This window comes from Pseudomonas moorei (genome assembly GCF_042846945.1).
GTDB lineage: Bacteria > Pseudomonadota > Gammaproteobacteria > Pseudomonadales > Pseudomonadaceae > Aquipseudomonas > Aquipseudomonas moorei.
Genome location: NZ_AP035776.1, coordinates 4,463,365 through 4,476,287, shown reverse-complemented (window position 1 = coordinate 4,476,287; position 12,923 = coordinate 4,463,365). Strand labels below are relative to the sequence as shown.

Here is a 12,923-nt window from a genome sequence, read left to right as displayed (position 1 = left end):
ACCTAGGGGGTACGTATTATCTGAGCGTTATTGTTGATGATCATTTGAATGATCTCGACCGATCCGTTGATGGCGAATTGAACGCCCATGCACACCAGTATGAAACCCATCAAACGTGAAATGGCATCGATGCCCGACTCCCCCGTCAGCTTCATGATTAAATCCGACGCGCGCAAACAACCCCAAAGTGTCAAAGCCGTGACAAGGAATATCAGTGGCGGAGCTGTCAGCAATACCCAATGTGGAAAGTTTGTACTGTTTTTAATGGTGGCCGAAGCACTGATGATCATCGCGATAGTGCCCGGGCCGGCTGTGCTGGGCATGGCCAAAGGGATGAAAGCAAAGCTGGTTTTTTTCCCCCCGTCATCGCCGGCCGTTGCTACGCGCGGTTTTGGAAACAACATGCTTGAGCCGATCACGACCAGGATTCCACCCCCGGCAATTCGCAGGCCCGGAATGGAGATACTGAATACGCCCATCACAAACTCACCGATGTAATAGGTCACCAGCATGATGATGAACACGTAAAAGGCCGTCAGGAAAGCCTGCTGATTTTTTTCTTCACGACTGAACCCCTGGGATAAAGCCAGAAATAGCGCCACGGTGGTGGGTGGATTGATCAGGGGCAGCAATGCCAGCAACCCGAGTGTGACGGCGTCGAATAAATGGTTCATCCCTATACACCCTGCAAGTCACTGAAGACACTTCGTGGTGCGTCATTGCGGAGCCGGCTGCGTGTCGGCATTTTCTATAAAGCTTCATTTCGCAACTGCACTCGAACGCCAGACAAGTCTAGGTGCGATGTGGGTTTTCACCACTGACGGCGAGAATCTGGCCATACCTTGATTTAAATCAGATGCCCCAACCACGCGCGAATCCAACTTAGATCAACACCGTTTACATCCGAAACCGGTCCCCGCACAGGCATGCCGTCGATGTATCAGAACCTCGCCTTCTTCGCCGCCTTCCTCCTGCTCTACAGCCTGTTTGCCGGGGGTATCGAGACGCGCCTGCTCAATGGTCCTCTGATGTTCATGCTCGTCGGCCTGATTCTCGGCCCGGCGTTCCTGGGCGTTTTGGCGCCCCGGATCGACAAGGACGGCCTGAAGATCCTCGCAGAGCTGACATTGGCGATTGTTTTATTCAGCGATGCCGCCAATGCCGACCTGAAGGTTCTCAAAGCCCACGAAGGATTGCCGTTGCGCTTGCTGATGATCGGGCTGCCGCTGACGATTATTGGTGGTTGGTTGGTCGGTCATTGGCTGTTTCCGCAGATACCGTCGGTGGAACTGGCAATCATGGCGACCCTCCTGGCCCCCACCGACGCGGCGCTGGGCAAGGCGGTGGTGAGCAATCCCAAGGTTCCCGGCGCCGTGCGTGAAGGGTTGAACGTCGAAAGTGGGTTGAATGACGGTATCTGCGTGCCGGTGCTGTTGATGTTCCTGGCGTTGCTGGTCGAAGAACAGACCCGGTCCCCCCTGTCACTGGCCGCGCAATTGTTCGTTGAGGAACTGGGGATCGGTGCCGTCGTCGGGCTGGCCCTGACGTTTATTGCCTGGCTGATGTTTCGCTACGCCTCAAAACAGGATTGGCAATCGCCCATATGGTCACAACTGACGCTGCCCGGACTCGCCCTCCTGTGCTTTGCCACAGCGCAAACACTCGGTGGCAGCGGGTTCATTGCCGCGTTCGTCGGCGGGTTACTGGCGAGCAGTCTGTTTTCCGAGCAAAAGCATCGCCTGCTTGAGTCCAGCGAAGAATTCGCCACGCCGCTATCGGTCATTACCTGGATCGTGTTCGGCGCCCTGGTCATCCCTCGGGTCTGGGGCAATCTCACCCCGGTCATCTGGCTCTATGCGGTGCTGAGTCTGACGGTGATTCGCGTGCTGCCAGTACTGATCAGCCTGGCAGGCACGGCCTTCGATTACGAAACCCGACTGTTCATCGGTTGGTTCGGCCCACGCGGACTGGCCACCATCGTCTTTGCCATCATGATCCTGGATTACCCGCTGGAAGCCGGTCGCATGGTAGGCGCCATCGCGGTGTGTACGGTCTTGCTCAGCGTGGTCCTGCATGGTTTGAGCGCCAATCCATGGGTCGCGCGGCTGGCCCGTCGCGAGCCTTGATTGACTTGTACAACTTTACCCCTAGGCTTCAGGCTTATCTGTACAGACTTTCCGATTTGTACAACGTTGCCTGGAACCTGCCATGTCCGTCTGCCAGCCCCCTTTCGCCAAGACTTTCGCAACGCTGAACCCAGCCCCTGCTAAGCGCCGCACATCGCAGCCGAGCGCCTGATGTCGGGCCGGGCATGGCTGATCGCCAACGCGCTATGGATGCAGGCCGGCTGGTGGGGCTGTGTGCTGGGCGCCAGGCACCCTTGGCTGCTACTGCTGGCAGCGGTCGGTTTGGTGATCCATGTGGCGGTTTGTCCACGGCCCGGCGAGGAAGCCCGTGCGCTCCTGCGTGTGGGCGTGGCCGGTTGGTTGATGGATGCCGGCCTAGGCGCGCTGGGGGTTTTCGAATTTGACCGGCCGCCCCTGCCACTGTGGCTGGCACTGCTCTGGCTGGTGCTGGCAAGTGGACTTCGCCACAGCCTGGCCTGGGCCCGGAACCCGATGTGGTACGGTGCACTCCTCGGCCTGATCGGTGGCCCTCTGGCGTACATCGCCGGTGCGCCACTGGCCGGGGTCGGTTTGCCTTGGGGCACCCTTGGCACCGCCCTGCTGCTGGCGCCGCTGTGGGCAGCAGCTTTGCCCCTCGCCCTGCGACTGGCCGCGCCGCGCTGACAAACACATGGCAGCTGCTACGGCTGGCGACGGAAGAACAGACTCACCTGCCCCAATTCGACACCCAATTTGCTCATGCTCGACCGATTGATCAGGGTGTCGTCGTCCATCAGGTACATCCAGTCGTCGAAATCCACCTCCCAATGCTTGCCGTCCACCGGCAGGTCAAGGCGATAGCGCCAGCGCAGCGCGTTGCCGGCAACCTCACCCAAGGCTTCGCCAATCACGTCGCTCGCCCGGCCACGCCAGCGCATGGGGCCATCCGGTTCCAGGGTCCAGACCCGCTGCTGGCGCGTGCCATCGCTGTAGACAAAACGCTCGTCGAGGATCAGGCGCTGTCCCTCTCTATGGCTTTCGATCTGGACGTGGAAGCGCTTGACCACTTCGCCCGAGCGATTCTGGTACAGGCCCCAGGCTTGCACCGGCCGGGAAAAGAACGCCGCCAGATCCAGGCTCGGGTGTTCCTGGGCGTAGTGCTCCACGCCGACATTGCCGCAGCTGGCCAGCAACAGACTGCCAATCAGTAACAGTATTCGCCGCATGTCTATCTCCTCTTCAGAAGGCGCCTATTCAGCAGGGCCGGCCAGCCCCAGCAGGCGCTGGCGCAACTGTGGATCTCGCGCCCGCGGATCGAGCCAGATGTCGAAAAACGCACGGGCGAATCGGGTATCAGTCACTCGCCGGCGAAGCTGGTCGTCGACGTAGAACATGCAGCCTTTGTCGGGCAGGTAGACCCCGGTAATGCGCATGCCGGGCTGAACATCAACGAAGGCTTCACGCATTTCAGCGGACCACCGCTGCAGGGTGGCGTCATCCAGGCTCGCCCCGCCCAGGCGGCGCATTTCATCCAGGCTGGCCTTGACCAGCGTGTCCCTTGAAAGTGCGCGGCGATACGTCAATTCGAGCGCAAAGGGCTGACCCCACGCCGGCGGCGCCTCGGAGCTCCACAAGCGCGCGGTGTAGAGGCTCATGCCAAACCAGCTGAAATCCCCCCGGCCGACCAGACGCGCCTCGGGAACCGTGGGCCGCCAGTCCGCCGAGGCCGACACGGCGAAGAACAGCAACAGCAGACAGGCCTTCGTCAGGCGATGTTTGAAAGTGCGTCTTGTCTCAACCACGTTCATCAGAGCCTCCTGTCTTCAGCACAATATTGTACAAGAGTAGCTATTTGTATAGCTTTTTACCGAGATGGAGTAAAACTTGTACAACTTTTTGTCGGGTACTCGCCTCTAACGCAGGTAAGTTCTGACTTTGCGCGATAAATCTGGAGGTTTTTCATGGCCACGCGTACGACCCTGCTGCTCGCTTGCCTGACCCTGGCCTTGGCCGGGTGCGCCGGCTCCGGCGATAAACAGCCGCCCACGACCATGCAGGTTGATCTGCAACGCTACCAGGGCACCTGGTATGAGCTGGCCAGGCTACCGATGTTCTTCCAACGCAACTGCGTGCGCTCTGAAGCGCACTACGCCCTGCGCGAGGACGGCCGGATCGACGTCGACAACCGCTGCCAGGAGCATGACGGTCAGTGGAATGAAGCCCGGGGCATTGCCGAACCGCAGCAGCCAGGCAGTACCGACAAGCTTTGGGTCCGGTTCGATAATTGGTTCAGCCGTCTGCTGCCGGGCCTGACCAAAGGCAACTACTGGGTGCTGTACCACGACCCGGCCTACCGCGTTGCGCTGGTCGGCCATCCCAATCGCGAATACCTCTGGCTGCTGTCGCGTACCCCCACCGTGAGCAGCGAGACCCGCGACCAGTTACTCGAGATGGCCCGCAAACAGGGGTATGACACCAACAAGCTCATCTGGCGCCAGGCAGAAGCGGCCCAGCCCTGAGCGGGCCGAGCCACAGCACTATCGAGCGCCCTCTACGCGCTTTGCTCGAAACGGAACGAGGCGCCATAAGCCGACGTTGGCAAATGGCTCGATCCGTCGGCCCGCAGCCGCGAGCGGAAAGTACCGCTTTGCGGTTGGGTACGGTACAGCCCCCGCTTTTGCAGCTCAGGGATCACCAGTTCGACAAAATCCTCAAGGCTGCCCGGGCTGATCAGCGGATTGATCATGTAGCCAATGGTGCCGGAAATGCGCGCGTGTTCTTCGATGCGCTCGGCCACCTATTGCGGGGTCCCCACCAGGATGAGGTCACTGCCACGGGTGACCTTGGCAAAACGCTGCTTGACGTCGCCGGCCGTCAAGGGTTTGCCACGGCCATCGGGGTGCATCACATAGGAGGTCATGCCCTCCCGGCCCGCTTAAACCGCCGGTCATTGCAACGGCGAAAACGCCGCCGGCAGATAAATCGTCGAGCGCATGTCGCGCAGTTGCGGGCCGGAATTTTCCGGTGGCCAGACGCCGTCCGCCACGGCCTGGGTTCGCACTTGCAGGCGCTGTTCCAGCGTGGTCCACGGCCAGATGTGCAGGTATCGCGGCAATGCACCGTCGGTGGCATAGAAGGCGGCGTACACCGGCGAATATTGCTCGGCAGTGCGTGATTCTACGGACTTGACCCAGCCATCGAGGGTCGGCTGCAACCCAGAGCTGACCAGGTCGTACACGCGCATTTCGTAGAAGGGGCCGTGCTGGCCGGGGTTCAAGGGTTTGAGGAATGGAAACAGGCTGTAGTTTTCGATCCGCAGATCGGTCATGAATTCGTGGGTGCCAAATACCTTGCCATCCAACAGGAAACGTTCACGCTCCGCCTGCCGCCGGCTTTCGTCGGCAAACCCGCGCAGCACGGCGATCTGGTTCAACTGGCCGATTTCCGACGCCCAACACCCCATCAGGGTGCCGCCAACGCCGGGTTCGGCCAGTGCCGTTTTAATACACGCCAAAGCTTGCGCGACGGTGCGAACCCGAACGGTGAAGGTGATGAGCTCAAAAAAAACCATGATGTCCCCCGGCCAACAGCCACTTGAAAGCCAGCAGCCTAGGGCAACGTCATGGGACAAACCATTCGGGCGATCACTCGGCAGAACGGGAAATGCCTTAGTCGGCCAGGTGGTTTCTTTAGGGCGAGGCTCAGTTCGGGTCCAGCAAGCCGCCACTCCAGTTACGCGACACCCGGCTCCCGGTAAACTTGGCCACCCCCATGCCCTGGGCAATCAAGCGATCGCGAAAGCGGGTGACCAGGCGCCCGGTTTGCTCGGCATACAACACCACTTCCGATGACGGATCACCCGGCCGGCGCAGAATCCGTGCAAAGCGCTGACCTTCCTCGACGATATCGCCCAGTTCTTTTTCAAAGATCAGCACCCCGGGCTGCGGCGCAATAATGGTTTCCATGTGACCCATTTCCACTGCTTCGACAGGCCAGTCAGAGGGTGGAACTGCCTCATCGATGACGCCGTATCCGCACAGCCAGGCATACAGGCCCTCGGCATCCTGTTCGGCGAATCGATCGTTGACGTCGCCCTGCCCTCGCAACTCCAGGGTCGCGGCCATGCGCGCGTCGGTCCTGCCTTCGCGCAGCCACGGGGCGATGATGGTTTCCTCGAACGAACCGTCGCCGCCGTCGTCCCAGATGATCGCCACGGCCATTTTCATCGCCGCCGCCAATGCGCGACCACGGGGCCAGAAGCTGCGATGAACGTAGACGTAGGGCAGCGCTTCGTCGTCGGTGTGCAGGTCGAGCATCACGTCGGCCGGTGCCGCCAGCTGCACCAGTTTTTTTTGCCATTCCTGGACGTTGGTCATCGACCGTTCCATCGCCGCCGACTGGTCGAAACCCCGGTTGAAGTTATGCCCGGTGGCGTCGTGGTAACGCCCCAGAATCCGCCCCTGGCGAAACTGTCCGATGCCCAGCGGATTGGCCTGCGGCACCACGGTCACGCTGCCCTTTAGCCGACCCTCGGACTCGGCGACCCGCAGGCGCTGCATCAACAGATGCAGGACCAGCATCCCGGCGATTTCATCGGCATGCACACCGGCCTGCAAATGCACCTTCGGCCCGGGGCCATCGCCCTCGAAACGCCAGGCACCGACCTGCACCGGTTCGCCGTTGTTGTTGCGAACGTTGAACGAAATATCCTGCACCATACGCTTGCCCTCCCCTCATCAGCGTGAAAAATCGAGGTATTGCCGCCGCCGAGACTGGAGATTGAACACACGTTCAACTAAGCTCGCCAGCGTGGAACCACTGCCAAGGAATCTTCTGTGACAACCACCGCCCCGAAAAACCGCCGCGCCGAGCCTGACGAGCGTCGCGAACTGTTGGTGGCCGCCACCCTGCGCTGCCTGGGCCGCGACGGTCATGCCGGGATTTCGGTACGGCGCATCGCCACCGAGGCCGGGGTCTCCGTCGGCCTGCTCAATCATCATTTCGGCAGCATCGATGCCCTGATCGCCGACACCTATCAGAAACTCGCGAGCGAACTCACCACGGCACTGCTCCAGGAAATCGAACAGGCCGGCACACCCGCGCAAAAGATGGATGCGTTCCTCGTCGGCTCGTTTTCACCCAGGGTCATGGACCCGGAACTATTGGGCGTCTGGGTGGTGTTCTGGAGCCTGATCCGGCACTCCGAACACGTCAGCCAGTCCCACGTCAAAACTTACGGTGCCTACATTGATCTGCTCCGCCAGTTGCTCGACGACATGGCCGACAGCGAAGGCTTCAGGATTCACGACACGCGCCTGGCTGCCATCGGCCTATCGGCGATGCTCGACGGACTCTGGCTCGAGTGGTGCCTGAATCCCGAGACCTTCAGCGCCGCCAACGGCCTCCATATCTGTCGTTGCTGGATAAAGGGGTTGCGTCACGGAGCATTCAGCACCGACGACGTCCTGTGACGGATGCCGGCCGAAAATCATCGCCAGGGTCCCACTGACGGCGATCAGCCCGGCTCCGATCATTAACGACCCATCCATCAGCGTGCCCCAGATCAGACTCGACAGGGCAAACGCCCAGATCAGTCCGGTGTATTCGAACGGTGCGAGCAAGGTCGCCGTGGCGTGGCGGAAACTGGCGAACAGCAGGAACTGTCCCATGCCGCCCACCAGCCCTGCCCCGACCATGCCCAGCCAGGCCGGTGTCGGCGTCGGGCTGTAGGTCCATGGCAACGCCACGACCATGCAGAGCACGAACACCACGTTGGTGATCAGCATTTGCTCCAGCACCGAGGTCTGGTCATCCACCTGGCGCAACTGGATATAAGTGAAGGCCCAGCACATCGCGGCCAGCAGCGTCAGCACAACCGGCAGTGGTTCGGTCATGTTGTCCGGGCGGCAGGCAATGATCACGCCGGCAAAACCGACGATCAGGCTGAACCACTGCCAGCCGCTGGCTTGCTCCTTGAGAATCAACGCTGCCAGCACCGTGACCATGATCGGCGCGGAAAAATACAGGGTGGTCATTTCCGCCAGGGTCAGGTCCCGGGCCGCCGTGTAATACAGCAGCCAGGCCACGATCGACAACAGGCCGCGCACCACCAGCAAGCGTCGGCTCGGTGAGGACCAGGCCCGCTGGATCAGACGCGTGCGTCCCGCTGCGAATACGACGGCGACCACCACCAGGGCGCGCCAGAACAGAATGGTCACCACCGAGTAATCAGCCACCAGCCACTTGATGACCGCGTCCTGCAACGCCAGGAACGCGTAGCCCAAGGTGCACAGGCCAATGCCCTGCAGCGAACGGTCAACCCGTGGCGAACTCATTAGGCGGACCTGCGCACGGGCGTCCCGCGCCGTTCGGCAAAGGCAAACAGCGCCTCGATCAGGAACGTCAGGCAGACATACACGCCAGCCACCAGCAACAGCGGCTCATAGACCTGCAAGGTCTGCGCCCGAACCACGTTGGCCGCGCCCAGCAAGTCGATCACCGCAATGGTCGAGGCCAGTGCCGTGGACTTGAGCAGCATCACGGTTTCCCCGGCCAGGGTCGGCAGCAGCAGGCGCAACGCCCTTGGCAAGCGCACCCGCAACAAGGACTGACGCGGGGTCATGCCAAACGCCGAAGCGGCTTCCATCTCACCCTTGGGCACCGCCAGCAGGCCACCACGGATCACTTCACCCACATAGGCGCCCACCGACACCACCAAGGCGAACACGATGTACCAGTACCCATCGCGCAGGTACGGCCAGAGAAAACTGCCACGGATCAGCGGAAACTGCGCAAACAGGCTGCCGAGGCCGTAGTAGAAGATGTAGATCTGGATCAACAACGGTGTGCCGCGCGTCACGCTGGTATAGAACAGGCTGACCTTGGCGATCACCTTGTTCTTCGAGATCCGCGCCAGCGCCACCAGCACCGCCAGCGCGTAACCGCACACGCTGGAAACCAGCAGGATGGTGATGGTCGTTTGCAGCCCCCGGCCCAACAGCGCCGCGTATTCAATTGTCCACGCTGGAATCATGTCATTCACTCAGCCAATGGCATCCAGCGACGAATGCGTCGCTCGAGCCGTCCCGACAGGTAGTTGGACAACAGCGTCACTGCGTAATACAACGCGGCGGCCGTCAGGTAGAACAACAGATAGTGACGCGTCGAACCCGCGCCTTGCTTGGCGGTGTAGAGCAATTCGTTGGTGCCGACCACGCTGATCAGCGCGCTGTCCTTGATCAGGTTGATCCACAGGTTGGCCATCCCGGCCATCGCATACGGCGCCATGATCGGCAGCGTGACGCGGCGGAACAGCCCGAAGCCGTGCAGACCGAAAGCCTTCGCCGATTCGATCTGGCCATAGGGAATCGCCTGGATGGCCGCCCGGAAAATCTCCGAGGCGTAAGCGCCCTGCACCAGCCCCAACACCAGGATCGCCGCCAGCGGACCGCTCAGGTTGACTGCGTCGTATCCGAGGCGGGCCATCAGCGAGTTGAGCAACATGGAACCGACGTAGTACAGGAGCAGAATCAGTAACAGCTCCGGCACCGCCCGGAACAGTGTGGTATAGCCACGGGCGACGGCCGCAATCGGTTTTGGCGCGCCCAACTTGATACAGGCCACGACCAGGCCGATGGCCAGCCCGACCACAAACGCCCCCGCCGAAATCTGCAGGGTCATCCAGAGTCCCTTGAGCAGCGCCCCGCCCCATCCCTGTTCGGTGAAATTGATCAAATCGAACATTGCTGGCATTTCACTCTCCGGTTAGCAGACATCAACCAACTGACGTGATCCCTGTGGGAGCGAGCCTGCTCGCGAAAAACGTTGACGATGACGCGGTTTAACTGACGAACCGCGTCACTCTTGCGTTCATCGCGAGCAAGCTCGCTCCTTCAGGAGTTGGGTGCTGCCGTCAGAACGTCGGTTTCACACTGGTACCGAAGTAACTTTGGGAGAGGTCGTCGTAGTCCTTGCTCGCCAGCAGGGTCTTGATCGCCGTATCGAGTTTGGCCTTCAGTTCGGTGTCGTCCTTGCGCAGACCGGCGCCTACACCCTTGCCGAAGATCGGGTCGTAAGGCACCGCGCCGAGGTAGGCCAGATTGCTGGCAACGGCATCCGGGGTCTTGACGAAGGACGCCATCGCCGTGCCGTCGGCCATCATCAGGTCGATACGTCCGGCGATCAGGTCGGCGTTGGCCGAGTCCTGGGTGTCGTAATACTTAACATCGGCAATTTTTTCGTAGTAGGTCTTCAGGTAGCTGGCGCTGACCGTCGAGTTCTGCACGCCAATGGTCTTGCCCTTGAGGTCATCCGGGTATTTGGTCACGGCAGTGCCCTTCGGCCCGACCAACGCGACAACCGAGTCGTAATAGGCCTTGCTGAAGGCGATCTGTTTTTCCCGCTCCTCGGTCACCGACATCGAAGAGAAAATCACGTCGATCTTCTTCGCCAGCAGCGACGGAATGATCCCGTCCCACGCCACTTCCTTGATCTCGCATTGCGCTTTCATTTCGCTGCACAGCTTGTGGATCAGGTCGACTTCGAAGCCCTTCCACTCACCGTTGGCCTGCTTCTCGGTGTACGGCGGATAGGGTTCGGCGGCGACCGCGAACCTGATGGGCTGCGCTTGGGCCGCGCTCATGCCCGCCAGCAATACGCAGGCCGCGCCGGTCAACCAGTGTGCAAAACGTCGATTTCCCATGATGTATTCCCGTCTTTTTATGTGTTAGCGAGTTTGATGAGCGTTGACGAATTGTCGGCAGCGCTCGCTGCGTGGGTGTACGAACACTTCGTCCGGCGAACCGGTTTCCTCGATCAGTCCTTGATGCAGAAAGGCGACTTTGGAAGAGACATCGCGTGCAAAGGCCATTTCATGGGTCACCAGGATCATGGTCCGGCCTTCTTCGGCGAGAGAGCGGATCACCCGCAGCACTTCCCCGACCAGTTCCGGGTCGAGTGCCGAGGTGGGTTCATCGAACAGCATGACCTTGGGCCGCATGGCCAGGGCCCGGGCGATGGCCACCCGTTGTTGCTGTCCCCCGGAAAGAAACGCCGGGTACTCGTTGCGCTTGGCCGCCAGCCCTACGCGTTCAAGCAAGGCTTCGGCCCGTTCAGTGGCCTCGGCACGGCTTTCACGCAGGACCTGGGTCGGCGCTTCGATCAGGTTTTCCAGCACCGTGCGATGGGGCCAGAGGTTGAAGTTCTGGAACACCATGCCCAGGCTTGAGCGGATGCGAACAAGCTGTTTGGCATCGGACACCAATGGCGCGCCGGGCCGTGTGTGGTTCAGGTGAATGCTTTCGCCGTCCACCAGAATCCGCCCCTGGTCCGGTACTTCGAGCATGTTGATGCAGCGCAGCAAGGTACTTTTACCCGAGCCGCTGGCGCCGATCAGGGAGATCACCTCGCCCTCGCGTGCTGTCAGGGAGACGCCCTTGAGCACCTCGATATTACCGAAGCGTTTGTGCAGCTGTTCGACCTGGATCATGGTGCGGCCGGCGACCGGTTCGACCACCGCTGAAGGCGTCTCGCGGCTGATGATCGGACGTGGTGCCTCACCTTTTAGCACCAGGACGAAATCACGAATTCGCTGGCAGGCTTCGGCCAGGCGCTCTTCACCGAGGGTGAAGGACAACCGCACAAAACCTTGTGCCGGCTCGCCGAAGGCCGCCGCATCCAGCACCGATACCCGCGCCTCGCGCAACAGGCGCCAGGCGAACTCCAGCGACGTTAGGCCGGTGGCGCGTACATCCAGCAAGACGAACATGCCGGCGTCGGGTTTGAGCACTTCGATCCCCGGGCAATCCGATAAACCCGCCACCACCAGATCGCGACGACGGCGATAAATGTCGCGCATGCCGTGGGTCACTTCGTCGTGGGCCTGTACGGCCTTGAGCGCGGCTTCCATGACAAACCCCGGCAAGCCGTAGAGCATGCTCAACACCAGGGTTTCGGCATGCGCCACCAGCGAAGGGTCTGCAACGATCCAGCCAATGCGCCAGCCGGTCATGGCATGGGACTTCGACAGGCTGCCGATCACCACGCACCGCTCGGCCATGCCCGGCAAGGCGGCCAGGCTCAGGTGTTCGCGCTCGAACGCCAGGCTTTCATAGACCTCATCCACCACGACCCACAGATCATGGGCGATGGCCAGGTCGGCGATGGCTTGCAACTCTTCGCGGTTGAGCACCACGCCGGTGGGATTGTTCGGATTGGAAAAGAAAATCGCCTTGGTGCGCGGTGTAATGGCCTTGGCCAGCACCGCCGCGTCGAGGCGGAAATCATCGCCCGCCGCACAGGGCACACGTACCAGCGTGGCGCCGGAGGCCTTGAGGGTGGCCTCGTAGGTCACGTACATCGGATCGAGGGCAATCACCTCGTCACCGGCGCTGAGCAGGCACATCGACGCGACGAACAGCGCATTCTGCGCACCGGCCAGGGCAATCACGTTTGACGCTTGCAGCTCTCGGTCGAACAGCTTGCCGTAGCGCGCGGCGATGGCCTCGCGCAAGGCCAGGCGACCGGCAATTTCGGTGTAGTGGGTATCACCTTCGCGCAGCGCCTGGATGGCGGCGTCGGTGATGAAATCAGGGGTGGGAAAATCCGGGTCGCCGACGCTGAGGATGATCACGTCCTCGCCGCGACGCCGTGCCTCAAACGCCGCATTGTGAATATCCCAGGCAGCAACGCCTTGACCTGAGATCCGCTCAACAAAGGGTGAAAACCGCATGCCAGTGCCTCGTTCGAAATGAAGAAACGCAAGCCCGCAACCAGCCGGGAGAGAAGGTGCAAGGAACATAGCCCAAGCTGAACACTCGT

At 61.1% G+C, this 12,923-nt stretch carries 13 protein-coding genes and 2 pseudogenes; 4 read left to right on the top strand and 11 right to left on the bottom strand.

The genetic code is table 11. The features are described 5' to 3' along the window. Positions 1–2 precede the first annotated feature (2 nt). Complete coding sequence (locus tag ACGJAX_RS21230) at positions 3–674, bottom strand: MarC family NAAT transporter (protein ID WP_247255626.1); 672 nt, start codon at positions 672–674, stop codon at positions 3–5. Between the two features lie 261 nt (positions 675–935). Here ACGJAX_RS21230 and ACGJAX_RS21225 point away from each other — a divergent pair, with 261 nt between their 5' ends. Together ACGJAX_RS21225 and ACGJAX_RS21220 are read left to right on the top strand one after the other, a co-directional pair. Beyond that, positions 936–2,126, top strand: coding sequence for a sodium:proton antiporter (locus tag ACGJAX_RS21225; protein ID WP_248914953.1), 1,191 nt, complete (start codon positions 936–938; stop codon positions 2,124–2,126). 171 nt (positions 2,127–2,297) lie between these two features. After that, positions 2,298–2,789 carry a DUF2878 family protein gene (locus tag ACGJAX_RS21220; RefSeq protein ID WP_390956015.1) on the top strand — a complete coding sequence of 164 codons (492 nt, stop codon included), beginning with the start codon at positions 2,298–2,300 and terminating at the stop codon, positions 2,787–2,789. A gap of 17 nt (positions 2,790–2,806) precedes the next feature. Here the strand turns inward: ACGJAX_RS21220 and ACGJAX_RS21215 are convergent, their stop codons facing one another. Together ACGJAX_RS21215 and ACGJAX_RS21210 are read right to left on the bottom strand one after the other, a co-directional pair. Further along, positions 2,807–3,331 carry a DUF3833 family protein gene (locus ACGJAX_RS21215; RefSeq protein WP_390956014.1) on the bottom strand — a complete coding sequence of 175 codons (525 nt, stop codon included), beginning with the start codon at positions 3,329–3,331 and terminating at the stop codon, positions 2,807–2,809. Between the two features lie 24 nt (positions 3,332–3,355). Continuing rightward, complete coding sequence (locus ACGJAX_RS21210) at positions 3,356–3,913, bottom strand: chalcone isomerase family protein (protein WP_390956013.1); 558 nt, start codon at positions 3,911–3,913, stop codon at positions 3,356–3,358. 153 nt (positions 3,914–4,066) lie between these two features. Here ACGJAX_RS21210 and ACGJAX_RS21205 point away from each other — a divergent pair, with 153 nt between their 5' ends. Then, the gene (locus ACGJAX_RS21205) at positions 4,067–4,624 is read left to right on the top strand and encodes a lipocalin family protein (protein WP_390956012.1); all 558 of its coding nucleotides are present in this window, start codon (positions 4,067–4,069) and stop codon (positions 4,622–4,624) included. Positions 4,625–4,656: 32 nt separating this feature from the next. Here the strand turns inward: ACGJAX_RS21205 and ACGJAX_RS21200 are convergent. The 3 genes and pseudogenes from ACGJAX_RS21200 to ACGJAX_RS21190 all read right to left on the bottom strand — a co-directional run. Further along, a pseudogene (locus ACGJAX_RS21200) lies at positions 4,657–5,031 on the bottom strand (LLM class flavin-dependent oxidoreductase); the annotation flags it as partial. Between the two features lie 21 nt (positions 5,032–5,052). Next, positions 5,053–5,676, bottom strand: coding sequence for an NIPSNAP family protein (locus tag ACGJAX_RS21195; protein ID WP_390956011.1), 624 nt, complete (start codon positions 5,674–5,676; stop codon positions 5,053–5,055). A 130-nt stretch (positions 5,677–5,806) separates the two neighbouring features. Next, a complete protein-coding gene (locus ACGJAX_RS21190) occupies positions 5,807–6,823 on the bottom strand; it encodes a succinylglutamate desuccinylase/aspartoacylase family protein (protein ID WP_390956010.1) in 1,017 nt (338 codons plus the stop codon). A gap of 117 nt (positions 6,824–6,940) precedes the next feature. On the opposite strand from ACGJAX_RS21190, the pseudogene ACGJAX_RS21185 reads away from it, so the two are divergent. Continuing rightward, positions 6,941–7,480: pseudogene (locus ACGJAX_RS21185) on the top strand (TetR/AcrR family transcriptional regulator); the annotation flags it as partial. On the opposite strand, the gene ACGJAX_RS21180 reads toward ACGJAX_RS21185, so the two are convergent. The 5 genes from ACGJAX_RS21180 to ACGJAX_RS21160 form a co-directional block, all read right to left on the bottom strand. Next, a complete protein-coding gene (locus ACGJAX_RS21180) occupies positions 7,436–8,440 on the bottom strand; it encodes an EamA family transporter (RefSeq protein WP_390956009.1) in 1,005 nt (334 codons plus the stop codon). The pseudogene ACGJAX_RS21185 and the gene ACGJAX_RS21180 overlap by 45 nt on opposite strands. Beyond that, a complete protein-coding gene (locus ACGJAX_RS21175) occupies positions 8,440–9,138 on the bottom strand; it encodes an ABC transporter permease subunit (protein ID WP_090327325.1) in 699 nt (232 codons plus the stop codon). Before ACGJAX_RS21175 ends, ACGJAX_RS21180 begins: the two co-directional genes overlap by 1 nt. Before the next feature lie 5 nt (positions 9,139–9,143). Next, positions 9,144–9,857 (bottom strand): ABC transporter permease, encoded by a 714-nt coding sequence (locus ACGJAX_RS21170; RefSeq protein WP_090321938.1) that lies wholly within the window; start codon positions 9,855–9,857, stop codon positions 9,144–9,146. Positions 9,858–10,017: 160 nt separating this feature from the next. Further along, a complete protein-coding gene (locus ACGJAX_RS21165; RefSeq protein WP_247255637.1) occupies positions 10,018–10,806 on the bottom strand; it encodes a transporter substrate-binding domain-containing protein in 789 nt (262 codons plus the stop codon). A 24-nt stretch (positions 10,807–10,830) separates the two neighbouring features. Next, a complete protein-coding gene (locus tag ACGJAX_RS21160) occupies positions 10,831–12,834 on the bottom strand; it encodes an aminotransferase class I/II-fold pyridoxal phosphate-dependent enzyme (protein WP_390956008.1) in 2,004 nt (667 codons plus the stop codon). Positions 12,835–12,923: the final 89 nt, after the last annotated feature.